This is a genomic window from Psychrobacter sp. ASPA161_9 (assembly GCF_051970275.1).
Classification (GTDB): Bacteria; Pseudomonadota; Gammaproteobacteria; order Pseudomonadales; family Moraxellaceae; genus Psychrobacter.
In genome coordinates this window covers 1-26,562 of sequence record NZ_JBEFNI010000011.1, presented here as the reverse complement: position 1 = coordinate 26,562, position 26,562 = coordinate 1, and the positions used below count along the sequence as shown (strand labels likewise).

Here is a 26,562-nt window from a genome sequence, read left to right as displayed (position 1 = left end):
ATGAATATAAAATCTCCTAATTTCATTAGTTTAAATTCCTTTGTATTGACCTCAATACTTGTAATTTTTATTGTAAGTTTTTCAGCTCTGGCTCCATTGAGAGCACCTTTGATAGTTATACATTTTGCTTTATTTTATTTTCTTGTAATGTATAAGCATCAAATAGTAATAATGAATAAAAGTTTGATTGCTATATTCTCTCTTGTATTTTTTGTCGTTATACAAAGTATTATCTTCCAAGGTAGTATGTTGATCATAGTTCAGTCTATAGCTTTGGTCCTATTTTTATTTTTTACATCTCAGATAGCTTTAGCTGAAGGTAAGTCTTTCTATCATAAGGAACAATATAAAACACTATCTAAAATCTTACTTATATTGCTCCCTTTTTTCCTTGTAAGCTTTACGCGTTGGTCTGACTTTCGCCAACCTGGGTTATTTATGAACCCAAACATTACCAGCCATCTTGCAGTGATGTTATTACCTTTTATCTTATTGGGTTTGGATCGTAAGAAATACAAATTTCTAGCAGTAATGTTAGTAGCTGTAATCACCGTTATTACTGCGTCTAGAAGTGCAACGTTAGCATTCATATTGAGTTTGTTGTCTTATATCTTTGTCACAAAATTCCCGAGAAGTAATTTTTTCACGTTGTTTTTATTACTAGCAACAGTACTAGGTATATCTATTTATTCGGTCGAAATTGCAGATTGGGTAGCTGGTCATGTTTCTGGTTTAGCAAGTTCGTCTGATTCACGTCTATTGGACACTGGTTATAACGGGCGTGATGTATTAATGCAGTTAGCGCTCGAAAGGTTTCAAAGTCAACCTATAATAGGATTGGGTTTTGATGGTGTTAAATTTGATAGAGGTGGTGGACGTGAGCTTGGCACACACAACGGACTGATAGAAACTTTGATAAAGTTTGGAATTATTGGCACTGTTATTTTCGCTCTGTTTTGCTTGTCTTTAATATGGATGACATCCAAACATAATCCTAGATTCAAAGCTGTTACGGTAATGTCACTTGCAGCAATATTTTCTTTATCTACCAATAGTTCAACTTTCTTTGTACTTAATTACCTGTTTATTTATTCAGTTATCTTGGTTTATTTAGGTTATAGAGCACAAGATGAAAATGAGAAAGAGCTTTCTGTCGAACACTAATATATTTTAATAGAGTTATTTATGAAATTTTTACTTGTAGCTAGTTTTGCCAGTTCTTTAATTGGTTTTCGCAAACCCCTTATAGTTGCGCTATTAGAGAGAGGGTTAGAAGTTCATGTGGCTGCTCCAGAACTATTAGATAATCAAGTGGTAATGACAGAGCTAACACGATTGGGCGTCATATCTCATAGTATTTCGATGCAACGAACAGGCATCAACCCTGTAGCAGATACACAAGCTTTGATTTCTCTCTATGCTTTGATGAGAAAAATCAAGCCAGACTATATGATGGGATACACTATCAAGCCTGTCATTTACGGAACGCTTGCAGCTTGGCTGGCTCGTGTGCCTAAGCGTTTTGCTCTAATTACAGGTTTAGGCTTTGCTTTTACCGGAGAGGATGATAATAAGCGCAAACGCGTACGTGCTGTCGCTCAAGGTTTATACCGTTCAGCGTTGCGTCATTGCCAAGTGGTATTCTTCCAAAATCACGATGACGAGGCTTTGTTTCGTCAGTTGAATATTGTGTCTTCAAAAACACGTACATGTGTAGTCAGTGGCTCAGGTGTAGATGTAGAGGAATTTGATGTTGTACCTTTTGATACGCAAAAGCCATTACGCTTTTTATTGATTGCTCGATTATTAGGCGATAAAGGGGTGCGAGAATACAATCAGGCCGCTCAACAAGTTAAAAAGCTATACCCTGAAGTGCAGTTTGATTTAGTCGGAGGCCTTGATGCTAATCCAACTAGCATTACCCAAGCTGAATTAGATGAATGGATTAAAGCGGATACGGTTAACTTCTTAGGTCGCTTAAACGATGTACGCCCAGCGATTCAAGCATCTTCAGTCTATGTGTTGCCGTCTTATCGTGAAGGTACACCACGTACAGTACTAGAAGCGATGGCAATGGGACGTGCAATTATCACTACTGATGCACCAGGCTGTCGTGAAACAGTTGTAGATGGTGACAATGGTTTCTTAGTTCCTGTCAAAGACGTAGATGCTTTAGCACAAGCGATGCTACGCTTTATTGAGCAGCCAGCATTGATTGCACAGATGGGCCGACGTGCACGCATAATAGCTGAAGAAAAGTACGATGTGCATAAAGTAAATGCCCATATGATTTCGGAAATGGAACTGGAGTAACAACACATGATAAAGCGAATCTTTGATATTACAGCCGCTACTACGGCGCTAGTGGTTTTATCTCCGGTATACGCGGTTATAGCATATAAAGTTAAGAAGAATCTCGGCTCGCCGGTATTGTTTCGACAGATACGTCCCGGTATTAATGGTGAGCCTTTTGAGATGGTTAAGTTCCGTTCTATGAAGGATGCTAAAGACGCTGACGGTAACCTTTTACCTAGCAACGAGAGACTGACACCATTCGGTAAAAAATTACGCGCTAGTAGTTTGGATGAATTGCCTGAACTCTGGAACGTAGTAAAAGGTGATATGAGCCTTGTTGGCCCTCGTCCTCTACTAATGGAATACTTGCCACTTTATAGTGAAGAGCAAGCCCGTCGCCACTTAGTTCGCCCTGGCGTTACTGGTTTTGCCCAAGTCAATGGCCGCAATTCAATTTCTTGGGATGAGAAATTCAATCTTGATACATGGTACGTCGATAATCAATCCCTATGGCTAGATATCAAGATTCTATTCAAAACAGTAAAAAAAGTACTGATAAAAGATGGGATTAATGCTGATGGTGAGAAGATCATGGGCAAATTTAAGGGCAATACTGGAGAGTGATAATGAACATTTTGATAACTTCTGCTGGACAGAGAGTTTCCCTCGTTAAATCCTTCCAAAAGGAGTTGACTGACATCGATGAGAAAGCAAAGGTCTTTACTGCTGATTTTAATCCAATGTTAGCACCAGCTTGCCATATTTCAGATGGGTTTTTTTCTGTACCGAAAGTGACTGATGAAGAATACATTAGTCAATTGCTAAAAAATTGCTTAGACAATGACATAAAGTTAATCATTCCGACCATCGATACTGAATTAAATATTCTTAGTACCAATATCTCAGAGTTTGAAAAAAATGATATTCAAGTAGTGGTTAGTGATGCTTCCTTTATAAAGAAATGCCGTGATAAAAGAAAAACCAATGAGCTGTTTGAAAAGTATGGAATAGATACGCCCACACAGTTTGATCAAGATAACCTTGAGTTTCCTGTATTCGTAAAACCATACGATGGAAGTCGAAGTGAAGGCATATTTACAGCTTTTGAACCGAGCGATATAAAAGATGAGCATATCGATAATAAAAAACTAATGTATATGGAATACATCTCGGATGAGGACTACGACGAATTTACCATAGATTGTTATTATGATAAAAATTCTACTTTGAAATGTGTGGTTCCACGTAAGCGTATCTTAGTGAGGGCAGGCGAGGTAAACAAAGGCGTTACTAAGAAAAATATTATCGTAGATGAGTTTACAAAGAAGCTTGCCAAATTAGAAGGCGCTAAAGGATGCTTAACCATTCAAGTATTTCTACATAAAACTAAAGATATTATGAAAGGTATTGAAATCAATCCAAGATTTGGTGGTGGTTATCCTTTGACTTATTTGTCAGGTGCGAACTATACGAAATGGGTGATTGAAGAATATCTACTGAATAAAGAAGTCACAGACTTTAGTGATTGGGAAGGTGATTTACTCATGCTACGTTATGACGCAGAAGTTTTGGTCAGTAATTACGATAAGTAGAGTAATAGTTTTGGTTTGTATAATCTCTAGTTGTATATGATTCAGCTAGAATGTTAATCGATTAAGTAAAAGATTTTTGACTTTTCGTTTAACACAAATAATAGAGTAGATTACAAATGGCTTTTACACCAGCTCATATGGCAGCAGCATTGCCGTTTTATCCTATTAGACGTTGGTTGCAATTTGAGGCATTACTCATTGGCACCATGATGCCAGATTTACATTATTATTTGAATATTCCTGACTCGTTTTCTCGTCAATCCCATGAGTGGGCAGGTTTACTTACGTATTGTTTACCATGGGGCTTATTGGTATTTGCACTATGGTATTGGTTATTGAAACCTGCTGCTTTTGCACTTATTGAACCGTTTATAAAAGGGTTTAGAGAAAACCCTTATGAGCAAAGATATGAAGAGCTAGGGACGAATTTATCTAGTAGGGAACGACAAATTACTGGTTATACTCCTAGATATTGGTCTTTTGCAGGACTAAAGAAGCGTACTAACCATTTGTTAAGCTCATTTTGGCCAACCGTAGTATTTGGGTTGATCTTAGGTGCAGCTACCCATCTAGTTTGGGATGGTATTACTCATGCCGATGGATTTATTGCACAGCGTATAGATTGGTTACAGTATCCTTTATATTTTTATCCCTTTAAAGGAACAACTATTTCTCGGCTGCTGCAGTACTTAAGTTCGATGGCAGGGTTGTTGGCACTGTTTTGGTTTGCCGTAGTACATTTTAAGTCTTGGCAGCGTAGTAATCATGGATTGAAGAGTAGTAATCAAGTCTTAGATAGACAAGCAGAAGATAGTGTAACAAAGCCAGTATTAGCAAGAAAGCATAGCCTATTAATAGTTAGTTCCATTGCCATTTTGTCAATACTATGGAATATGGATACTTTTTTGAGATGGTATCCGTCATTAACTAGTAGTCCATATACTTTCGCTGCAAAAGTATTGGTAAGTTTGCTTCAAGATGTTGCAATACTATGTATTGGTTACGCTGTGATTTATCATTTAATTTATTTATCTATATACGCATTTCGGAAGAAATAAAAATTTGCTATAAAAAATGTTACTTCAGGTTTTTGCTATATTAAAAATTGGATAGAACTTTGTAAAGAGCACTTTAACAAAAATGGCTGACTTATCTAGTTTTTGTGTGGATAGACTGAGTATTGAAAATTTTCTCAATACTTTATAATTCAATAGTCATTGTTAGAGCATTTAATATGTATTTGCTCTGATTTTAGTTAGCTTAGTTAATTTAATGTTTGATATGGCTAGAAGTTTGTATTATATTCGGATTAAAGAATATATAGAAAAATCCCACTAAATTATTTATATATCAACACTTGGAAATATCATGATTCTTATACACAATGCGCTTATTAATAATATCAAACGCTCTGAAGCGGCTTATAAGGTCTACCAACAGGGCTTGACCTATCATCAGGCTTTGCACATTTTTCATGCGAATGAAAAAATTTATGAAGAACTTAATTTTTTGTTGAACAATAACAATATAGATATGGCTATGAGTAAAAAAATATTTAATTATATTTTTTATCTCGAAGATTGGTTTTTACAGTTTTCAAAGCTTGAGAGTGAGATTGATGATATTGAAGATCGCTTTTCTTTTGTGTCATTAAAACATAGTATAGTTTATCCATCGAGCTTCTTAGATGATGTTATACAATAGGGTGTGTTATTAACTGGTCGTTATTGTTGTTTCGATATTAGCAATACTCTTGAAGGGTTTTTAACAATTACTATTTCTCGCACACTGCATATAAAATAACAAAGATAGAATAAAATTAAAAATTATTAATAATTAATTTCCAATACTACAATGAGGAAGTCACATGCTAAATTCACCTTTTTCACCTTGGCCAAGTTTTACCCAAGAAGAGGCTGATGCTGTCAGTAAAGTGCTACTGTCTAATAAAGTAAACTACTGGACAGGCCAAGAGTGTCGTCAATTTGAGCAAGAATTCGCTGATTGGTCAGATAGTAAGTATGCTATAGCCTTGGGCAATGGTACTTTAGCATTGGATGTGGCTTTACAAGCGCTAGAAATCGGCGTAGGTGATGAAGTTATTGTTACTCCGCGTACTTTTATCGCTAGTATCTCTAGTGTGGTCAATGCGGGCGCTACGCCTATATTTGCTGATGTTGATGAGTCTACTGGTAACATTACTCCAGAAACGATCGCTGCGGTTATAACAGACAAAACCAAAGGCATCGTGTGCGTGCATCTAGCAGGCTGGCCATGCGACATGGATGGCATGATGGCGCTTGCAGATAAGCATAATCTATACGTCATTGAAGACTGTGCACAAGCGCATGGCGCTCACTATAAAGGCCGTAGTGTTGGTAGTATTGGTCACATTGGCGCATGGAGCTTTTGCCAAGATAAGATTATGACTACTGGTGGCGAAGGCGGGATGGTCACTACTAATGACGAAAATCTATGGCGTAAGATGTGGGCGTACAAAGATCATGGTAAGAGCTACGCTGCTGTGTATGAAAAAGAGCATCCACCTGGCTATCGTTGGTTACATGAGAGCTTCGGTACTAACTGGCGAATGACTGAGATGCAAGCGGTAATAGGACGTATTCAGCTTGAGAGAATGTCAGATTGGACTACTAAGCGTACTGACAATGCACAAGCGATCTTGCAGGCGTGTACTCAATGGGAAGATAAAGGTTATTTACATGCGCCAAAGCTAGAAGAAACCCCAGCGTTTGCAGATTCTAAGCATGCATACTATAAGCTATATGTTTATGTAAATGCTGATAACCTGCCTGAAGGTTGGTCACGGGACCGTATTATCGAGGAAATCAGTCAGCTAGAAGTGCCTTGTTTTTCTGGATCGGCATCTGAGGTTTATTTAGAAAAAGCATTCGATGGCACAGGATTGCGCCCTGAAACTAGGTTGCCTGTTGCAAAGGAACTTGGAGAGACTAGCTTAATGTTCTTAGTACACCCAACACTTACCGAAGTCGAAATCGAAAAAACGGTTCAGGCAATAAATACGGTATTTGCTAAAATAGACAGCTCAATTCAAGCATAATATTTGCCATTATATTAATTAGAACTTAAGATTCGCCACCAATAGCTGATATATCCGGCATTGGTGGCAGCTCTTCTAAATTAGTCAGTCCGAATGCATCTAAGAATTGCGCTGTAGTATGCAACAAGGCTGGACGACCCAACGTTTCTTTATAGCCATCTTCCTTTATCCAGCCTTTGTCAAACAACTGACGCAATATATTGCTAGATAGGGTCACACCGCGCACATATTCGATGTCACTGCGTGTCACGGGTTGTTTGTAGGCAATGACGCTCAGAGTCTCAAGCAATGCTTGGCTCAGGCGTTCTTGACGTTGAGGAAAAACGCGTTGTATCAACGCACTATAACTATCCGCTATTTGTAGGCGATAACCGCTGGCAGTCTCATGCAATCTTAAAACACCAGCGTCCAAGCGTAGCTGTAATAACTCTAAAGCTTGCTTTAACTCTTTATTAGATAAAGATAAATGCTTCTTGATGGCGTTCGCAGTGAGTGGTGCTTCTGACGCATGCAACAGTACTTCAATATGTTTGCTCAAATCTTCAAGATAATGATGATGCTCTTCAACAGAAGAAGGTAACATTGCCGATACCGGTTTTTGTCCTTTAGCACTGTGCTTTGTATCGTCAATATCTGTCATTAGAAAACGGCTCTTTTTTAATTATGCTGTGTAAATAAATAAGTAAAAAACGATTAAGCTAGCCACTGTAATGTTAACTGCCCGATTTGATTGTCTATTGCAGAATGATTAACATCAGCAGTATTTGCTACAGTAGTATCTATATTTGAATCAGCATTTACCACACCAACCAGCTGACGCTTCATCAACTCTAACACCGCAACAAAGCTGACTACCACACCTATCTTACCTTGCGCTTTATCTAGTAGCTCATAAAAGGAGCGCATGCCATCAGTGCTTAATTGCCTACTAATACTGGCAATACGGTCAGCAAGTGGTACCGCATCGATCTTGATGGTATGCATTTGATAGTCTGGCTGTAGCTGCATTTTAAACAAGCTATCGATTAATAAGGTAGGTGAGTAGTTCGGTAATTCAGCATTCATAATGTCTTGGCTAGGCATACTCACCATCGCTAAAAACACATCGCGCTCAAGACGGACTAGATTGTCCAAGCGCTGGCTTGCTGCTTTTATTTGCGCATACTCTTCAAGACGCTCAATCAGCTCTGCTTTTGGATCACACTCATCGCTAAGCGTTTCAGGCGAAGGTAGTAGCAGCTCCGTTTTGATCGCAATTAATGTCGAGGCCATCAGTAGATAGTCACCCGCTAACTCAAAATGCTCTGTATCCAACTCACTAATATAAGCCAAGTACTGCTCTGTGATAGGCAATATTGGCATTTGTGTCAAGTCGACGTTGTTTTTTTTGACCAAATATAATAAAAAATCTAATGGCCCAGCAAACTGTTCTAGCCAAATAGCAAACGCTTGCGGTGGCACATAGAGATCTTCAGGCAGCTGCTGCACTGGTGTCTGATAAATGCGCAGAGACATGTCGTGGATAACTGAGCCATCATGTTCGTTGTCATTAGATAGTGACTCAGAGGCTCGATTCACGGCTGCAGACAAGACAGCTTTTGGCAAAGCCGATTGTTTGTTTTCTAGCTCAGTCTGCACGTTTAATATCCGCCCTGATTACGACAAGTTATGATAATCAAATGGCTGTTTGAGCCATATGACTATTCATACAAAACAATTGTTTATATTAAGCCACTATTTAAGTTTGGCAAGCGGACGGATACCAATGGCACGGCGAGTTTTGTCTAGTTGTTTACGGCTATGGCGACGAGCTTTGTCTGCGCCCATTTGTAAGATTTCTTCCAACTCTTTTGGATTGGCCATTAGTTCTTCATAACGAGCACGGAATGGCGCAATCTCGTTATTAATTTTGTCAAACAACACTTGCTTGGCATCACCCCAGCCGATACCTGCGGCATACTGCGCACGCATATCAGCAATCTCTTCAGAAGTAGCAAAGGCTTTGTAAATCTCAAAGATAGCAGAGTCATCAGGATCTTTTGGCTCGGAAGGAAGCTGTGAGTTGGTCACAATTTTCATAATAGCTTTATGCATCTGCTTTTCAGGACTGACTTGCGGATTAGGTTCACCAAATAGAGGAATAGTATTGCTATAGCTCTTACTCATTTTGCGACCATCAAGCCCTGTTAGTAGCGGGATGTCTTCATCAACGACCGCTGAGGGTAGCGTAAAGAGGGTTTTATAACGATGGTTAAAGGTACCGGCAATATCACGTGCCATCTCAATATGCTGTACTTGGTCGCGACCTACTGGCACATGGGTAGCATTAAACATCAAGATATCTGCTGCCATAAGGACGGGATAACCAAACAGGCCCATCGTAACCCCTTGATCTGGATCGACGTCTGCCTTTTCTGTATTGATATCGACTGCAGCCTTATAAGCATGCGCCCGGTTCATTAACCCTTTGGCACATGAGCAATTTAAAATCCAAGCTAACTCAGAAATCTCAGGTACATCTGACTGACGATAAAAAGTTACGCGCTCAGGATCAAGGCCACATGCAATCCAAGTCGCAGCAATCGCTTTGGTTGACTCATGAATGATAGCAGGGTCATAACAGCCGATAATGCCATGATAATCTGCCAAAAAGAAAAATGCTTCATGATCACTATTTTGAATGGATTCAATCGCTGGACGAATCGCACCAACGTAATTACCCAAGTGTGGAATGCCCGTTGGTTTAATGCCCGTTAGAATACGTTTGGTTTCTTTTGTAGGTGTATCTATAGGTGCGTCAGTTTGATTGCTCATGAAAAATCCGTTGTTGGTTTAATTTTTGGTTTATTCGATTATCGTTAATGTGATATCAATCACTTGAGTAAACGACTCGATTTAATGGGGCAAAGTATAGCAAATTTTCCCAGTTATTTTCTTAGGAATAAAAGCCTACTTATAGATATCGGTACGACCTTCAGGGCTATTTTTAAAGCGACGGTGAAACCACATCCACTGAGTTGGATCAATACGAACCAATCCTTCTAGCACTTCATTGACGCGTGTAGCATCAGCGACCTCATCATTACTTGGATAGTTATCCAGTTCTGGTGTAATCGTTAGATGATAATGTGGCCTTTTACCGCTTGGTAGATTATCTGGCGTTTGCCGATAGGTATGCAGTGCCATTAGCGCTGGTGGATGCTGCTTGTCGCCTAACTTGGCCATACGCCGCGAAGCCGTGATAGTGGCTGCTGGCACGCCAAAAAATGGTGCCATCACGCCTTGCTTAAGACCGTAGTCTTGATCGGGAGAGTACCAAATCACATGTCCAGCTTTGATAGAGCTGACTAAACTGCGCATATCACGACTGGAGATTTGCTTGCCAAAAATATTGGTACGACCATTATAAATAAACCAATCGAGTAGAGGATTGTTTTGTGTACGATACATACAGTCTAAGGGAAAAAATTGGGCACAAAACAAGCCACCTAAGTCGAGCATCGTATAATGTGCGCCTAATAAAATAACAGGACGATTTTCATTTTGAGCATTAACTAAATGCTGTAAGCCCGAAATAGAGACAGTGCGGGTAAAGACATTAGGGCGAAACCAAGCGCATAAGGTTTCAAATACACCAATACCTTGATTGACGAAGACTTGCTTGGCCATCAATTCACGCTCGGCTTCCGGCTTCTCTGAAAAAGCCAGCCTTAAGTTAATCAGCGTATCACGTCGCCGCGAGCCTGCAACTTTATAAATCAAAATACCGAGCTTACGACCTAACCAAAACTGCCAACGTAGCGGTAGATATATCATCGGTAGAAAAATAACCAATAACAGCCAAATCCCCCAGTATTTAGGCAATAAAAACTGCCACTGAAACGGCTTTTTTTCTGCTTGCGCAGTACGTTTATGAGTTTGCGTAATTGTTGGTGTACCGATAGGTATTGCTGGCGATTTAGCAGACTGCTGCATGCTCTGCGGCGGCGTGCTACTCTTTGAGGATGATTTACTTGGATCGTATTGTTCGGGCGCTTTCATAGTGTCCTTTTGCAGCACAGGTTTATAGCATCGGGCTAATGATGAAAAGTTATTATGATGATGGGGTAGCGGTAGCCTGTTTGCAAGTTAGTTTTATCAAAGCGTGTTTATAGAAAGGCAAATATTTAACGGCTTTTTCCAATACGCATAAAAAAACCTTATAAGCTGTGACCAGCTTATAAGGTTTTGCAAATCTATTCTTTTACTTGCTGCTGTTACTGTAACTCTGAGATAAAGACAATAACAGCAAGAAAATAAGAGATAGCTTTGATTAACGTTTTGAGAATTGTGGACGTTTACGTGCTTTACGTAGGCCCAATTTCTTACGTTCAACTTGACGTGAATCACGAGTAACAAAGCCAGCTGCTTTTAGCGCAGGCTTGTTAGTATCGTCAAGCTCGATTAGTGCACGAGTGATACCGTGGCGAATAGCGCCCGCTTGACCACTAATACCACCACCTTTAACAGTAATAAAAAAATCATATGCGTTAGAAGAATCAAGTAGCTCTAATGGCTGACGAACAACCATACGTGAAGTTTCACGGCTAAAATATTCATCAAGTGGCTTGCCGTTAACGACAATGCTACCAGTACCTTTCGCTAAAAAGACACGAGCAGTAGACGTCTTGCGGCGACCAGTTCCGTAATTGCGTTCCATAAGTGACTCCTTAGATGTCTAGTTCTTTAGGTTGCTGTGCAGTATGTGGATGTTCAGTACCTGCATATAGCTTTAGCTTCTTAATCATCGCATAGCCAAGAGGACCTTTTGGAAGCATACCCTTAACTGCTTTGTGTAGAACATCTTCAGGCTTATGTGCAATCAGCTTTGTGAAGTTGGTTTCTTTAATACCGCCTGGGTAGCCACTGTGACGATAATACTTTTTATCTTGTGCTTTTTTACCCGTTACCGCGATTTTTTCTGCGTTGATGACAACAATAAAGTCACCAGTATCTACGTGCGGAGTATAAGAAGTCTTATGCTTGCCACGTAAGCGAGTAGCAATTTGAGTGGCTAAGCGACCAAGGGTTTTGCCGTCAGCATCTACGACATACCAGTCATGGGTCACTTCAGCTGGTTTTGCACTAAGTGTTTTCATGATAAAACCTTAAAATTAGAATTCGTTGAGAGTTTAGCTGGGAACGGGGCTCTCAAAAAACAGACTGCACATTATAAGCAGTAGCGCCTACGCTTGCAAGCTGCATTGGGGTTTATTTTCGCCTTATATACATTAAACTGCAGCGTTGGCCAGTTTTTTAGCGGTTTTAAACATTTGTAAAATTTGTTAATCGTTTTTATTAACCAGACAATTATGACGATGATAGACGATAAAGTCCAGCGACAACTTGTCCGACTTTGGTCTGCTTGAGACATTCAAACCTTTTTAAGCCTTGCATTGCAGGTAATAAGCTAAGAGACTCGATCAATTCAGCTAATTGTTTATTTAAATCTTTATCAGCTTCTAAATAAATCAGCGTTTCTGTCGTAATTAATAACTGTTCAATTAAGGCAGTTAAAATGGGTTGCCATAAATCCTTTGCATAGGGTGGGTCAATAAAAACGATATCGAACGGATGCTTGAAATTACTATTCTGAGATAAGACTTGCTCAGCTTTACCGTTAAAAACTTGATAGCTATCAGTATCGATGTTCAACTGCTGCGCGCTTTGCAGTAGCATTTGGTATTGGGCTTGATTGGTTTCAATGAAGGTGCAATGCGCCGCGCCGCGAGATAACGCCTCAAAGCCCAACACCCCGCTACCTGCACAGCTATCTAGTACACGTGCGCCATGCATGTCGGAAAGTAGCCAGTTGAACAGCGTCTCCCGCAAGCGATCTGGGGTCGGTCGCAAGCCATCAGCATCGATAAAATTTATGCTACGACGTTTAAACTGCCCGCCGATAATACGCACATTACCAGCAGAAACTGGTTTTTTATGAGTCGCATTACGCTTGGTGCTACGCGATGCTGATGCTTTTGTCGTTGTTTTTTTCATAATTGTTATTCTTTATTCGGTCGCTGTAGTGGTTGCTGCTTCCGCTTCTGTCTGTTCTTTTAATTTTTCTGCCCGTGCTTGTTCTTGGTCGCGGATGGCATCACGAGCGGCTTTGTCCAATGCCTTTTGGCGTTTAATAGCTTTTAACTCATCAGGAGTTGGTGGCAAGATGGGGTCGCTTTTGCGCTGTAATACCCAATAATCGAATAGAGCACGTCCGATGGGAGCCGCTACTGCGCTACCGCCGCCACCATTTTCAACCAATACAGCGAGAGCGATTTGTGGGTCTTCAACAGGGGCAAAACCATTAAACCAAGCATGATCCCAATGGCGCTTGTCTATCGCAGATTTATCGTAGCGTTTACCTTGAGCGATAGATTTAACCTGTGCCGTACCAGTCTTGCCAGCGATACGGTAGCGCGGCGTGTAAATACCGCGAGCAGTACCAGCTTTGACCGTCTCTTCCATCGCATCATGCATACGCGTCCAGTCAGAGGGCTTGCCATTATAATCAATTTTACCATCGGGCTTGGTAATGACGTTGACCTCTGCTGCACCATCACTGTCTTTTAACAAATGCGGCGTTATATGATAGCCCTTGTTAGCCGTCATAGCAGTCGCATTAGCAATCTGTAGCGGTGTGACTAGGAAGTAGCCTTGCCCAATACTGACAGAGATAGTCTCACCTGGTAGCCAGCCTTTATCGTAGGTGTCTTTTTTCCACTTCGGTGAGGGCATAATGCCAGACTTCTCATTGGGCAAATCAATTCCCGTCTCTTCACCAAAACCAAAGCGCACCATCCAATCATGTAAACGCTGGATACCCATCTCATAAGCGAGTTTATAATAATAAGTATCGACTGACATGACGATAGATTTCTTTAAATCTACCGAGCCATGACCGCCACGTTTCCAATCACGAAAACGATGCGAGTCACCAGGTAAGCTAAAATAACCGGGATCATAGATAGTCGTATTCCAATCTCGCAATCCATAGTGTAGCGCACCTAAACCTTCAAATGGTTTAATGGTAGAGGCAGGCGGGTACATACCTTGTAGGGCGCGATTATAGAGGGGCTGATCAAGATCATCTTGTAGCGCCCCATAATCTTTAAAGGAAATGCCAGAAATAAAAGGGTTAGGGTCGTAACTTGGATTACTCACAAATGCGAGTACGTCACCGTTTTTTGGATCTATCGCTACAATGGCACCGCGGCGACCGTCAAGCTGCTGCTGGGCGATCGTTTGCAAGCCATAATCTAAGCTCAAGGTAATATCGTTACCAGAAACTGGCGGCTTGGTATCTAATTGACGCAGAATATTACCATGGACATCGGTTTCTACCGATTGGTAGCCCGGTTGGCCAAGCAAAATATCTTCATAAAAGTCTTCAATACCAATTTTGCCGATAAGGTCAGTGCCAGCATAACGATCTTTATCGATACGCTTAGTTTCTTTGTCGTTGATACGCCCAACATAGCCGATAACGTGTGCGAATAGCTCATCGTAGGGGTAGGAGCGGGTCAGTTTACTCTGAATGGTAACGCCACGGAAAAACGGTTTACGCTCACTAAACTGTGCCAGTTGCTTATCTGTTAAATCAATCTTGACGGTCACCGGATCATTTTTGCTTTTACTCAACCGCGCCAAAATATCAGTAATATCAGTATCCGTTAAGTCAAAAATAGGGGCAAGCAAGTTTAAAGTACGCTCTGGGTCTTCTACTTCATCGGGGCTGAGCATGGCAGTGAATACAGGCTGATTGTCAGCGAGCAAAATACCATTACGATCATAGATATAGCCACGGCTTGGCGGTGCAGATATGAGCTTGATACGATTATTGTCTGCCTGAGTCTTGTATTTGTCATGCGCATACACTTGCAGGTATCCATAACGCAGTAATAACACACACATACCCAAAAAAATTAACAAACCAAAAATGAGAATACGGCGCGTAAAAATGCGGTTAACATTTTCGGCATCTGGGATAAGCGATTTATTCATGTAAAGTTAGTACCAATGAGCGCAGTGGATAAAGAAGGAATTACCCTAATAGAGAGAATAATGTTACCAGTCATTAGGTCAAGTGCTAGTCATATAAAAATGATAAAATCAACAATTTCAATTACATAGTATAGGTAGTCTGACAATAATTAAGCATAAGTTTGAGTATATATTGACGTTGTCACTATGGGACAAATTATAACAGAATGAAATAAGTTACGCTGAATTTGCCAACTTATTTCTTATGTGCTTCTTACATGCTAGTGACAGCATTGCTCATAGGCCATTGTATGCACTCGATAATTGGTATCAGACACAAATTGGACAGATGATATTGTCATCTCTAGTCACAACTTGACTAGGGTGGATATGTGCTAATAAATGGCAAGTATGCTAAAATCAGGCGATTTATTTTATAGTGTTTAATTGTCATTAAAGCGCTATTTTTATCAGGATCTGTTGCACATTCAAATGTGGTACTGGCAGTCCTAATACTTGAATGTGTAACAGACCCTAAGCGTTTCTTAATAACTCTAACAAAAGACAACAGATTAACGATAATCGTTACGTCAGAGGTAAAAAGAGTCATGGTCGCAACCTCAATATGGCAGACGCTCGCTGAGCATCCAGAATTTTTTGCCATGCTGACCATTCCACCAGTGACCGCATTTGTCACATGGTTGCATGTATGGATGGCATTGAAAATGCTGTTTTACCCCATTAAGTTTTGGGGTATTCGCATACCTAATTTCCCTTTTTTTGGGTTACCTGGAATTGGCTGGCAAGGTATTGTCCCACGTAAAGCTGGCAAGATATCTGGGGTTATCGTTGATCAGACGCTCTCAAAGCTTGGCTCACTAGACGAGTTTGTTCAAGCGATGGAACCTGAGCAAATGGCTGTTTTTATTACTGATACAGTGGATAAAAATATTGAGCCGCTCATTGACGAAATTATGCTTGAGCATTCAGGGGCGCTATGGGGCAACCTGCCTTATGCTCTAAAGCGCCGTATTTATGCCCAAGCGCATCAAGAGCTACCAGAGATTATGCAGTCGTTGGTGACTGATTTGACTTACCATGTCGAAGATTTGGTCGATATGCGTCAGATGATCGTCAATAAGATGGAAAGCGATCGACGTTTAATGGTCAATATGTTTTTAAAGGTTGGCCAACGTGAGATCAACTTTATTTGGCATATCAGTGCTTTGATCGGGTTGATTTTTGGCATTATTCAGATGTTTATTTTCTTAGTTGTACCGCAGCATTGGACGGTACCGTTTTTCGCGGCTGTTTGGGGCTTACTGACTAACTGGATTGCAATTTGGATGGTATTTAATCCAGTAGAGCCGCATTTTATCCCTTATATAAAGGTTTTTGAACGTTGTGCTGGTTTTCCGTTTATTAAGCCAAGGCTGCCACATATCGCTCAGTTCCGTTTCCAAGGCGGCTTTATGAAGCGTCAAGAAGAAGTGTCTGAGGTTTTCGCTGAGATTGTTGTTACTGATTTAGTGACTCTAGAGAACATTATGAATGAGATGATGTATGGTGATCGTGCTGCGCTAACGCGTGAGCTGATGAAGTCGCATCTTTATCAAGTGTTAGAGTCGCCAGTGGTCAGAACGACCTTGCGTATGGGGCTGGGTCGCCGTGAATATGGTCAATTAAAGAATACGATCATTGATAAGTCGATTACTGCTACCATGGTGCCGCTACGAGATCCTGAACTTAATGAGAGTCGTGCCAGTAAAATATTCGGTCTGTTTCGCGATCGTATCAGAGCCTTGTCACCTTATGAGTTTCAAAACTTATTACGTCCAGCGTTTCGTGAAGATGAGATGACATTAATTGTATTAGGCGGCTTGACTGGATTTTTGGCAGGTTGGTTACACCTTGTTTTGGTGTTCTTTCCAGCGGTGCAATAGCAGATAACTTGATAATAATAAAAGAGAAAGAGAAAAATAATAAAAAAGATATCAAGAGAAAATATGCTTTACAATTATAGACTTAGAATAATATAAGACATGAACTAACATGAAAAAAAACAGCATTAAGTTATAAAACAATATTAAGTTATATAGTCAATCCAAGATAATGTCGTTACAAGGAAGCTGAGCGCAAGCCATACATTGTTGTGGTTAGCGAGGTTACCGTTGTAGCGATTTTTAATGGGCAGGCTATAGGTGCTTTTAAACCAATAAAAAGCCCAATCCGCCACAGTAAACTATGACCGTATTAGGGTAAACAGGGTTAGATTGTATGTTAATCACAGAATTGGGTTATTTTGCCTTACTGGCCGCCTTTGTGTTGGCTATTTTACAGGTAGTATTACCAACTATTGGCGTTATGCGCAACCAAGTCGCTTGGCAGCGTCTGGCCCCAAGTTTGGCTTGGGCGCAGTTTGCCGCGATGATAGTATCGTTTTCAGCGTTGATGGCAGGCTTTTATTACAATGATTTTAGCCTTGTCTATGTCGCGCAGCACTCCAACACTTTGTTGCCTTGGTATTACAAATTATCGGCAACTTGGGGCGGGCATGAAGGGTCTCTACTGCTGTGGATGACCATCATGGCGACATGGTGCGCGCTAGTATCTTACTTTAGCCGCGGTTTGCCGTTATCAATGCGAGCACGAGTATTAGTCATCTTGGCAGCGGTACAGATGATGATGCTAGCGATGTTGATTTTTACCTCATCACCATTTAATCGTACCTTACCGAACATACCTGTTGATGGTGCAGATCTAAACCCTGTGCTGCAAGATTTTGGTCTGATTATTCATCCGCCTATGCTGTATATGGGCTATGTGGGCATGGTCGTGCCGTTTGCCTTTTGTATGGCAGCATTGTGGGAAGGGCGCTTGGATGCGGTGTGGACACGTTGGTCACGTCCGTGGGCACTAGCTGCTTGGGGGTTTTTAACCATCGGTATCGCCTTAGGCTCATGGTGGGCTTATTATGAGCTTGGCTGGGGCGGTTGGTGGTTTTGGGATCCAGTAGAGAACGCATCATTGATGCCGTGGCTCGCTGGTACTGCGCTGCTACATTCGTTAGCGGTTACTGAAAAGCGCGGTGTATTCAAAGCATGGACGATCATGCTAGCGATTTTCGCTTTTGCGCTGAGTTTACTAGGAACGTTTTTGGTACGGTCAGGGGTCATCACGTCGGTGCATTCATTCGCCGCCGATCCGACACGTGGTTTAGTCATTCTGGTCATTCTCGGCATTATCGTGGGTGGTGGTCTATTAATGTTTGCAATACGTGGTTGGCGCTTGACAGTTGAGAGTCAATATCAGCTGATTTCACGTGAGTCGTTTTTGGTTATCAATAACGCCATTATTTTAATTGCCACATTAGTCGTGCTGCTTGGTACTCTTTATCCGATCATTGCAGACGCTTTCAATTTAGGTCAGGTATCAGTCGGCCCTCCTTACTTTAATGCATTATTTGTACCTCTGACTTGGTTGCTACTAGTCGCAATGGGTATGGGCTCTAATATTCGCTGGAAAAAAGACAAGCGTCCATTGTTGGGCGTCGGTATGGTCATCGCAGTCAGCAGCCTAGTATTAGCAGCGATTATTGCTTATTTCGTCCATCCATCATCTATGCTTAATATCGGCGTAACCCTAGCTGTAAGCTTTTGGGTACTACTATGGATGATTATTGATTTTAGAGATAAGACTAAAAACGCACCAAATATGATGAATGGTCTACGTCAAGTACGTCTTAGCTATTGGGGCCAGCAAACTGCTCATATTGGGGTTTTAATCGCAGTAATTGGGGTTGCCTTTACCAGTAGCTTAAGTATCGAGCGTGATGTGGCATTAGGGCCAAATGATACCGTCAACGTCCAAGGTTATGATTTTACCGTGAGAGACTTCCGTGAGGTCAAAGGTAGCAACTTTGATGCTATTCAAGCCGAGGTTGAGATAACTAAAGACGGACGTGCTGTCACGACTTTATATCCTGAAAAACGTACCTATATCATTAGTATGATGCCGATGACTGAAGCGGCCATTGATGCCAGTCTCATGCGCGATTTATATGTAGCGCTTGGTGAGCCGATCGCCGAAGATAGTAACCAATGGGCCGTGCGTATCTACGTGAAACCTTTGATTCGCTGGATATGGTTAGGTTCAATTATTATGGCTTTAGGTGCGCTGATTAGCATGTTTGATAAACGCTATCGCATCAAAAAAACCAAAGCGCCGCATCAGGTTACTGATGATATTGTAGCTAGTACAGCAATACCTGTAGCAACGCTTGGGGAGAAGTAAGATGGATAAATCAGATAATACCACTAATCCCAATAAGCAGAATGACAATGAACGCCGTCATAAAACTATCAAAAAAAAGCAATTAAAAGTATGGTTTCTAATTCCACTTATCGTGTTCTTAGGACTGATGGTAATGCTTTATATGCGTTTAGGTAAGCCTACCGATATTGTAGCGAATATGGCTCTTGAGCGTCCTGTTCCTACTTTTGAGCTGCCATTATTAGCAGATACTAGCCGTATCATGACTAATGATAATTTACCTGATGAGCCGTTTTTGATGAACATTTGGGGCTCTTGGTGTCCAACTTGTATCATTGAGCATCCGTTTCTTATGCAGCTAGAGGAGCGTGGTGTTAATTTGGTAGGTATTAATTATAAAGATGATATTGGTGATGCATTCAGCTATTTGAACCGAGGTGGCGATCCTTTTTCAATGTCTATTCAAGATCTGTCAGGTCAGTTTGCTTTAGACTTAGGTCTGACAGGCGCACCTGAAACTTTTACAGTCGATGGGGACGGCATCATCCGTCAGCATATCATTGGTGAAGTTAATGAAGCCAATTGGCAAGAACGCATTAAGCCTTGTTTGACAGTACTCAATGAGGCTAACAAAAATGGTAATCGTCCAGATCCAAGTCAGGTTGGGGAGGCATGCAAATGAAGGCTGCTCAGATAAGAACCGCTACAGTGTTAAGGCTAGTAAGCTTTGTACTGGCATGTCTACTCAGCATGACCGCTTATGCGGCAATCGATGTTTATGACTTTGACTCAGTGCAGCAAGAAGCTCAGTATCGTGGTCTCATCGAGGAGCTGCGTTGCCCTAAATGTCAAAACCAGAACCTTGCAGGGTCTGATGCACCTATTGCGCAGGACTTAAAGCAAAAAGTTTACGATTCTGTTAAAGATGGGCGCAGTGATGCTGAAATACGCAGCTATATGCAAGAGCGTTACGGTGATTTTATTACCTATAAGCCACCTGTACGTCCGTCAACATGGATATTATGGTTTTTTCCGCCACTATTATTGATCGTTTTGATTACTGGCTGGTTTTGGCAGAGTAAACGTCGACAGCTGGTAGCAAGTGGTGATAGCGGTACGATAGTCGATAGTACTGTCGCTGCTTTAACCCCTGCAGAAAAGGCTGAACTGGATCGTCTATTATCACGTACTAATAGCACTGATTATGACATCACAAGCACAGAGGACAAAAAATGACCGTATTTTCTACTGCTGGCTTATTTATTGCCCTAAGCTTACTCATCGCATTGATACTTGCTGTCATCGTTATTACACCATGGCTACGCGCTACGCGCATAAAAAATAAGCCCGTAGATAACCAACTATTAGATATTAACGTGGCAGTATTCCGTGAACGTTTAGCGGAGCTTAAAACCGACAAAGACAGCGGCACCATTGATGATAACCATTACCAAAACCAAAAGCTTGAGCTTGAGCGCCAGCTATTAGATGCCCAGCGTGAAGCAGCTCCGATGGTGAACCCTGGTATCAAAAGCCGTTTAATAATTACTATCTGGGTACCCGTATTGGCAGCGATGGCGTATTTATTGATTAGCGATCGCACACCAGTATTTGAGCTATGGCAAGCAGAAGATAAAGTTGGCCAAGTAGCTGACGACTTATTGACTGGTAAGATTGATCAGCCACCAGAGTGGGCTATTGAAGATGGCCGTCAGCTGATTGCGGCTATGCAGACCAACGTCCATCGTCATGCTGATGACCCTAATCGCTGGATGCGCTTGTCAGAGCTGTTTTTATCGCTTGAAGTGACTGACTCTGCATTAGAAGCTTTATCTAGGGCATATCGTCTATCTCCTGATAATGAAGAGATTGCGACCACTTATGCGCAGATTAGCTTTTTTGCGAACGAAGGCCAGCTAGATGCTACTAGTCGTCGCGTACTACAAGATGTATTAGCCAACAACCCACAGCATGAGGGCGCACAGATGCTGATGGCAATGGGTGAAGCACGTGCTAGTAACTTTGAGCAGGCAGAAGGCTGGATTCAGAGATTACGTGCTAGTATTGCTGCCAAGCCGGGTGATCATACAAAAGCGTTGACCAGCCTAGATGAGCTAAGTGCCAATGTGAAAGCACAGCAGCAACAAGCGGCTGAGGGTGTTAATGTAACGGTGAAGGTCAATTCTAGCTTATTACCATTAGTCAAAGGCGATGACGTACTATTTGTTGCCATTCGTGATGTTAATGGCGGCCCACCATTTGCAGCCAAGCGTTTGCCTATTAGTGTGATTCAGCAAGGTGAGGCCAGTATTAGCTTAAGTGATCTTGATGCTATGATGCCTGAGCGGACGATACAATCGGCACGTGCGGCAAAAACTCAACTGGCTGTTATTGCTCGTATTAGCCATAGTGGTAATGCAAGTGCAGAGTCAGGGGACTTATCTGGCAACCCAGTCGTGATTAGTGCCGATCAAAAACAAGTTAACGTTGAAATAAATCAGCAGATACCGTAACTTTTGAAAAGCCTCATGACATAAGCGCTGTAGCGTATTGCTGCAGCGTGCAATTGCGTTACATGAACAGATAAGTCATATCTACAGGCGACACTAGTACTAAAAATACTTGAGCTTTATAAAGCCACAAGGTAAGGTATATCCGGCATTCACGCAATTAACCAATCCCCAAATCCCATCCATCAAGGAGAGACGTATTATGATGCGTATTATTTTGCTAGGTCCACCTGGCGCCGGTAAAGGCACTCAAGCACAGTTTATCTCTAAAGAATTTGATATCCCGCAAATCTCGACTGGCGATATGCTACGTGCAGCGATTAAAGAAGGTAGCGAGCTTGGTAAACAAGCTGAAGGCATTATGAATGCAGGTGGACTGGTCTCTGATGATCTTATCATCAACCTAGTAAAAGAGCGTATCTCTAAGCCTGATTGTGCTAATGGCTGCATTCTTGATGGTTTCCCGCGTACCATTCCCCAAGCTCAAGCGCTTGCAGACGCTGATGTTGCCATCGATCATGTAGTTGAGATCAGTGTACCTGATGATGAGATCGTAAAGCGCCTATCTGGTCGTCGCCAGCATCCAGGTTCAGGCCGTGTATATCATGTCGATCATAATCCACCGAAGCAAAATGGTATCGACGATGTGACCGGTGAAGCACTTATCCAACGTGAAGATGACAAAGAATCTACTATTCGTGAGCGCCTTGCAACTTATCATCAGCAGACGTCAACCTTGGTTGGTTTTTATCAAGATAAAGCCAAAGAGGGCGAGAATGCGCCTAAATATGACAAGTTCGATGGCACGCAAGCTATTGATGATGTTAAGCAGCAGATATTGTCAGCGTTAAAAGGTTAATTCGTTTTACGGATATTCTGTATACTGAATTATACTAACGAAGACCCTGCTTATTGGCAGGGTTTTTTAATGTCTTGTAGTAGATATAAATAGTAGCTATAAAAATCCAACTACAATAAATAATGTCATTAGAAAAATGATAGGAATTTATTAAAAGCAATACATAAAAAAGCCATCTACCTAAGTTAGGAGATGGCTTTTTTAAAATATAAACTTTATTTTAAAGTTTAAGCATTACCTTCAGCATCAATTTGCGCTTGCTGTTGGCTCTGTGCATATGCTTGGTCAAAGTTGACTGGAGCAAGCAGTAATTGCGGGAAGCTACCACGAGTCACGATGTCGCTGATGACTTCACGAGCGTAAGGGAACAAAACGTTAGGGCAATAAGCACCTAAAATTTGCCCGATTTGATCTTCAGGAATATTTTTTAGTAAGAAAATACCAGCTTGATGAACTTCAGCAATAAAAGCAGGTTCTTCAGCATTTTTAGCGGTAACGCTCACAGTCAAGATTACTTGATAATGATCGTCATCTAGCTTTTCGGCATTGCTTGATAGGTTAATATCAAGCTCAGGGTTCCACTCTTTGGTGAATACGCCAGCGCCCGGCACTTCAAGTGACATGTCTTTTACGTAGATACGTTCTAGTGCTAATTGTGGTTGTGCTTGTTCTTCAGCCATGATAATTCCTCAAATAAGTAATGCAATGTGTCGTTAATGTCTTGATAGCAATGTTAAGTTGCAATCTACATTATTACAAGCTAGTGTGGAAATGACAATAGCCAGCTATCGCTTGGTCAATATCATATTTATATTAACCAGAGCCAGCCAATGCCACTATTCTGTAAGCTGCTTAATGTAGCAGATTAACCGGCTAATAGCTCGTCAAGCTTGCCTTGCTGGTTCATTTGATTGAGCTCGTCAAAACCACCAACGAAAGTATCACCGACGAAAATTTGTGGCACAGTGCGATAGTTATTGGTTTTTTGCATCAATGCGCGGCGCTCATCGCTACTCATATCATGCATACCAATTTCTTCATACTCAATGCCTTTATTTTTTAGTAATTGTTTAGCGTTTGAGCAGTAAGGGCAGATAGGCGTAGTATAAACTTTAACTGAGGCAGTCATAAGATATCCTTAATTGACTTTATGTCGTGTAGTTTGTCTATTATCCTGATTTAGATAGGTTAATGACTAGTGTGTATTTGATTATGCTCATTATAAAGTGGGGATGAGGGTGATAAATTCAAGCCAGCTCGCTGCAAAAGGTTATATAAGTTCTTAAGTGACTTGTTATCACTTGAGGGTTGTCCATAAAAAAAGACACAACTGAGAGTCATGTCTTTTTATTAATAATGCATTTTATTAAGGCGTGTTGATGTAGAACTATTTGTGCAAGCTAGGTTTCGCTTTGCCCTTGTTCTTAGGCTTAGCATCTTTTAATCCTACTAATGGCATGCCCGCACCTTGCCAGCCACCAACACCGCCTTCTAGACGATAAACACTGTCTTTACCAATCATCTGAATAGCCGCGCCTGCTTGTACACCCATATCACAAATGATAATCACAGGCTGTTCAATTGCACGAATTTCATCTAAATGATCTTTGAGCTCTGTAAAAGGGATGTTACGACTGCCTTGGATATAGCCGGTGGTAAACTTCTTTTTGGCGCGAATATCGATAAGCTGCGCGTTTTGAGAGTTGACCATCATGCCGAGGGTATTGGGCGACACTTTTTTGCCGCTACGTTTATTTTCAATGGCAAAGAACAGTACGGCAAGTACTGCTAAGATACCAAATAAAAACGGGTGGTTGCCCACAAATTCAAGCGCACGATCCAAACCAAACCTCCAAAAAATTAGTGTTCCACTAAACTGCGAATACAGCCCAGTATTACCGAACAAGGCGCTATTATACCGATTAGGACATCCATAGTAAACGTGCGATAGCTAACCTAAGTTTTAATAGTAAGCAATACCTAGTAAGGCTTGGTATCAGCCTCTATTCGTAACGTGATGAGGTTTTCAACACGGCGCTGCAGTACTTCACCGTCAGCAACGGCTCTCCATAACGCACAGCCTTTACTGTTATGAGTATGACGACAATCACGGAATTGGCAATCACCAGCCAGTGGCGCAAGTTCAACGAAGCCTGAAATCACATCATCAGGGGTCAAATGCCAAATACCATATTCACGAATACCAGGGGTATCGACAATACCGCCTTGGGTAAGATCATCTGGATTAAATGGCAATAGGCGGCTGGTCGTCGTGGTATGCTGACCAAGTTTTGAGTTTTCAGAAATAATATTTACGCTCTGTGCCGATTCTGGTAGCAGGGCGTTAATTAAGCTACTTTTACCGACACCAGACTGACCCGCAAAGATAACCAGTTTTTTATCTATGTAACGCTTTAACTCGCCAAGCCCTTGCTGCTCAGTACTATCGGCGATATTCTCAGGACAGTCGACCGAAGTAAGTACGCTTTCATAACCAAGAGCAGCATACTGTACGAGCAAGTCATTGGTGTCTGCATAACTCTCTTGTACCAACAAATCCGCCTTATTCAATACTAATAAGGGCTTCACGCCAGCATGATGGCAAACGACCAAATAGCGATCGATGAGTGTCGGCGCAGCAGCAGGTAGCGGCGCAAATACAATGGCCAAAATATCGACATTGGCTGCAACAGGCTTAAGCTTATGGTAACGATCTGGACGCGAGACAAGAGAAGTGCGTGGTTGTACGGACTCAATACGACCAAAGCCAGTATTGGGATCGGCACTCCAGCGCACGTGATCACCAGTTGATAGCATTGGCAAGTTAGTGCGCACATGACAACGCCATATATCCCCTAAAGCAAGCGTTTGCCAAAATGGCTCAGGGTCATCGGGTGCGACTTCAGGCTGCACTGGTATGTCGGCTGGCAAGCTGGTCACCTGTACCTCTAATTGCTTGCCATAATGCGCCATGACCACGCCATCCATCAAGCTATCATCTATGCTGTCTTGACTTGCCAGCTGTTGTTTGTCAATGCGACGAATCTGTTGTTTAGTCAGCTTGCGTTGCCGGATTAATGCCATGGGTTTTGAACCTATTAAAAAATATCTCTAAGTGTAGCGTGAAAATTTGCTAACATACAGCCTAAAGCGCCTGTACCAGACAGTGGTTTTGTAATGTTTTGGTTTTTTTAGACATTATGAATGACTAAGCGCAAAAAAATTATTTAAGCATGACCATTTATATGTCATTTATTTAGTTAACATTGCTCCAAAGTTGTTTCAAACTTTATTGACCATAGGACAAAATATGAGTACCGATGACCATCCCAATAAGATTAGAATCAGAAACCAAGGCAAAAAAGGGCTGGTATGGATTGATCTAGAAATGACCGGACTTGATACTTTAAACGATGAGATTATCGAGATTGCTACTGTCGTTACTGATGAAGATTTAAATGTCCTTGCCGAAGGGCCAGTGTTTGCGATTAAAGTATCGGATCAAACCTTAAATAAAATGGATGACTGGAATACCAAGCAACATGGCCAGTCAGGATTGGTTGATCGTGTACGCCGTAGCACAGTGACATTGGCAGAGGCCGAAGCTGAAACTATTAAGTTTTTGAACAAGTGGGTCGATAGTGGCAAATCACCAATGTGTGGCAACTCAATTTGCCAAGATCGCCGTTTTATGGCGCGTCAAATGCCCGAACTGGAAAAGTTCTTCCATTATCGCAATCTTGATGTCTCGTCGATTAAAGAGCTATGCTTCCGCTGGCGCCCTGATATCTTAAAGAACTTTGAAAAAGGTGGCAGTCACTTAGCGTTAGACGATATTCGCGATTCTATTCGTGAGCTAAAGCATTATCGTCAGCATTTCTTTAAATTAATCCCTTAGAATCAAGTGATTTTAGATAGTCAAAAAAAGGGTCTGTT

At 41.5% G+C, this 26,562-nt stretch carries 26 protein-coding genes; 14 read left to right on the top strand and 12 right to left on the bottom strand.

Annotated elements, in window-relative coordinates; all coding sequences use genetic code 11:
- From ACTQ9S_RS12230 to ACTQ9S_RS12200, 7 genes are all read left to right on the top strand, one after another.
- Positions 1 to 1,164 (top strand): O-antigen ligase family protein, encoded by a 1,164-nt coding sequence (locus ACTQ9S_RS12230; protein WP_440455079.1) that lies wholly within the window; start codon positions 1 to 3, stop codon positions 1,162 to 1,164.
- 21 nt (positions 1,165 to 1,185) lie between these two features.
- Positions 1,186 to 2,313: a glycosyltransferase family 4 protein gene (locus ACTQ9S_RS12225; RefSeq protein WP_440455078.1), complete on the top strand. Its 1,128-nt coding sequence runs from the start codon at positions 1,186 to 1,188 to the stop codon at positions 2,311 to 2,313.
- A 6-nt stretch (positions 2,314 to 2,319) separates the two neighbouring features.
- A complete protein-coding gene (locus ACTQ9S_RS12220) occupies positions 2,320 to 2,919 on the top strand; it encodes a sugar transferase (RefSeq protein WP_350655962.1) in 600 nt (199 codons plus the stop codon).
- A 2-nt stretch (positions 2,920 to 2,921) separates the two neighbouring features.
- Positions 2,922 to 3,887, top strand: coding sequence for an ATP-grasp domain-containing protein (locus tag ACTQ9S_RS12215; RefSeq protein WP_068034808.1), 966 nt, complete (start codon positions 2,922 to 2,924; stop codon positions 3,885 to 3,887).
- Between the two features lie 116 nt (positions 3,888 to 4,003).
- Complete coding sequence (locus tag ACTQ9S_RS12210) at positions 4,004 to 4,945, top strand: DUF4184 family protein (protein WP_440455077.1); 942 nt, start codon at positions 4,004 to 4,006, stop codon at positions 4,943 to 4,945.
- Between the two features lie 310 nt (positions 4,946 to 5,255).
- Positions 5,256 to 5,591 carry a hypothetical protein gene (locus ACTQ9S_RS12205; protein WP_068034810.1) on the top strand — a complete coding sequence of 112 codons (336 nt, stop codon included), beginning with the start codon at positions 5,256 to 5,258 and terminating at the stop codon, positions 5,589 to 5,591.
- 163 nt (positions 5,592 to 5,754) lie between these two features.
- Positions 5,755 to 6,966 (top strand): DegT/DnrJ/EryC1/StrS family aminotransferase, encoded by a 1,212-nt coding sequence (locus tag ACTQ9S_RS12200; RefSeq protein ID WP_440455076.1) that lies wholly within the window; start codon positions 5,755 to 5,757, stop codon positions 6,964 to 6,966.
- A 25-nt stretch (positions 6,967 to 6,991) separates the two neighbouring features.
- Here ACTQ9S_RS12200 and scpB read toward each other — a convergent pair whose 3' ends face one another.
- From scpB to mrdA, 8 genes are all read right to left on the bottom strand, one after another.
- On the bottom strand, positions 6,992 to 7,549 hold the full coding sequence (gene scpB / locus ACTQ9S_RS12195; RefSeq protein ID WP_440455124.1) for an SMC-Scp complex subunit ScpB: 558 nt from the start codon (positions 7,547 to 7,549) through the stop codon (positions 6,992 to 6,994).
- 110 nt (positions 7,550 to 7,659) lie between these two features.
- On the bottom strand, positions 7,660 to 8,481 hold the full coding sequence (locus tag ACTQ9S_RS12190) for a segregation and condensation protein A (protein ID WP_440455123.1): 822 nt from the start codon (positions 8,479 to 8,481) through the stop codon (positions 7,660 to 7,662).
- A 219-nt stretch (positions 8,482 to 8,700) separates the two neighbouring features.
- Positions 8,701 to 9,780, bottom strand: a complete 1,080-nt coding sequence (locus tag ACTQ9S_RS12185; RefSeq protein ID WP_440455075.1) for a tryptophan--tRNA ligase — start codon at positions 9,778 to 9,780, stop codon at positions 8,701 to 8,703.
- A 135-nt stretch (positions 9,781 to 9,915) separates the two neighbouring features.
- On the bottom strand, positions 9,916 to 11,007 hold the full coding sequence (locus ACTQ9S_RS12180; protein WP_440455074.1) for an LpxL/LpxP family acyltransferase: 1,092 nt from the start codon (positions 11,005 to 11,007) through the stop codon (positions 9,916 to 9,918).
- Between the two features lie 271 nt (positions 11,008 to 11,278).
- Positions 11,279 to 11,665, bottom strand: a complete 387-nt coding sequence (rpsI, locus tag ACTQ9S_RS12175; RefSeq protein WP_068034814.1) for a 30S ribosomal protein S9 — start codon at positions 11,663 to 11,665, stop codon at positions 11,279 to 11,281.
- Between the two features lie 10 nt (positions 11,666 to 11,675).
- Positions 11,676 to 12,104, bottom strand: a complete 429-nt coding sequence (rplM, locus tag ACTQ9S_RS12170) for a 50S ribosomal protein L13 (RefSeq protein WP_068034815.1) — start codon at positions 12,102 to 12,104, stop codon at positions 11,676 to 11,678.
- A gap of 211 nt (positions 12,105 to 12,315) precedes the next feature.
- Positions 12,316 to 13,002: a 16S rRNA (guanine(966)-N(2))-methyltransferase RsmD gene (rsmD, locus tag ACTQ9S_RS12165; protein ID WP_440455073.1), complete on the bottom strand. Its 687-nt coding sequence runs from the start codon at positions 13,000 to 13,002 to the stop codon at positions 12,316 to 12,318.
- 12 nt (positions 13,003 to 13,014) lie between these two features.
- A complete protein-coding gene (gene mrdA / locus ACTQ9S_RS12160) occupies positions 13,015 to 15,006 on the bottom strand; it encodes a penicillin-binding protein 2 (RefSeq protein ID WP_068326330.1) in 1,992 nt (663 codons plus the stop codon).
- A gap of 587 nt (positions 15,007 to 15,593) precedes the next feature.
- On the opposite strand from mrdA, the gene ACTQ9S_RS12155 reads away from it, so the two are divergent.
- The 6 genes from ACTQ9S_RS12155 (at position 15,594) to adk (ending at position 22,626) form a co-directional block, all read left to right on the top strand.
- Positions 15,594 to 16,928 (top strand): hypothetical protein, encoded by a 1,335-nt coding sequence (locus tag ACTQ9S_RS12155; RefSeq protein ID WP_440455072.1) that lies wholly within the window; start codon positions 15,594 to 15,596, stop codon positions 16,926 to 16,928.
- A gap of 334 nt (positions 16,929 to 17,262) precedes the next feature.
- Positions 17,263 to 19,278: a heme lyase CcmF/NrfE family subunit gene (locus tag ACTQ9S_RS12150; protein WP_440455071.1), complete on the top strand. Its 2,016-nt coding sequence runs from the start codon at positions 17,263 to 17,265 to the stop codon at positions 19,276 to 19,278.
- Between the two features lies 1 nt (position 19,279).
- Entirely contained in the window at positions 19,280 to 19,939 is a 660-nt protein-coding gene (locus ACTQ9S_RS12145; protein WP_440455070.1) for a DsbE family thiol:disulfide interchange protein, read from the top strand.
- A 68-nt stretch (positions 19,940 to 20,007) separates the two neighbouring features.
- Positions 20,008 to 20,493 (top strand): cytochrome c-type biogenesis protein, encoded by a 486-nt coding sequence (locus ACTQ9S_RS12140; RefSeq protein WP_440455122.1) that lies wholly within the window; start codon positions 20,008 to 20,010, stop codon positions 20,491 to 20,493.
- The gene (gene ccmI / locus ACTQ9S_RS12135) at positions 20,490 to 21,770 is read left to right on the top strand and encodes a c-type cytochrome biogenesis protein CcmI (protein WP_350655952.1); all 1,281 of its coding nucleotides are present in this window, start codon (positions 20,490 to 20,492) and stop codon (positions 21,768 to 21,770) included. Before ACTQ9S_RS12140 ends, ccmI begins: the two co-directional genes overlap by 4 nt.
- A 199-nt stretch (positions 21,771 to 21,969) precedes the next feature.
- Positions 21,970 to 22,626, top strand: coding sequence for an adenylate kinase (gene adk / locus ACTQ9S_RS12130; protein WP_350655951.1), 657 nt, complete (start codon positions 21,970 to 21,972; stop codon positions 22,624 to 22,626).
- Positions 22,627 to 22,853: 227 nt separating this feature from the next.
- Here the strand turns inward: adk and secB are convergent, their stop codons facing one another.
- From secB to rsgA, 4 genes are all read right to left on the bottom strand, one after another.
- Complete coding sequence (secB, locus tag ACTQ9S_RS12125; protein ID WP_068034823.1) at positions 22,854 to 23,306, bottom strand: protein-export chaperone SecB; 453 nt, start codon at positions 23,304 to 23,306, stop codon at positions 22,854 to 22,856.
- A gap of 185 nt (positions 23,307 to 23,491) precedes the next feature.
- On the bottom strand, positions 23,492 to 23,755 hold the full coding sequence (gene grxC / locus ACTQ9S_RS12120) for a glutaredoxin 3 (RefSeq protein WP_068034824.1): 264 nt from the start codon (positions 23,753 to 23,755) through the stop codon (positions 23,492 to 23,494).
- Positions 23,756 to 24,013: 258 nt separating this feature from the next.
- Positions 24,014 to 24,469: a rhodanese-like domain-containing protein gene (locus ACTQ9S_RS12115; protein ID WP_068034825.1), complete on the bottom strand. Its 456-nt coding sequence runs from the start codon at positions 24,467 to 24,469 to the stop codon at positions 24,014 to 24,016.
- Between the two features lie 137 nt (positions 24,470 to 24,606).
- Positions 24,607 to 25,710 (bottom strand): ribosome small subunit-dependent GTPase A, encoded by a 1,104-nt coding sequence (rsgA, locus tag ACTQ9S_RS12110; protein ID WP_068034826.1) that lies wholly within the window; start codon positions 25,708 to 25,710, stop codon positions 24,607 to 24,609.
- 226 nt (positions 25,711 to 25,936) lie between these two features.
- On the opposite strand from rsgA, the gene orn reads away from it, so the two are divergent.
- A complete protein-coding gene (orn, locus tag ACTQ9S_RS12105) occupies positions 25,937 to 26,524 on the top strand; it encodes an oligoribonuclease (protein WP_068034827.1) in 588 nt (195 codons plus the stop codon).
- The last annotated feature ends 38 nt before the right edge of the window (positions 26,525 to 26,562 follow it).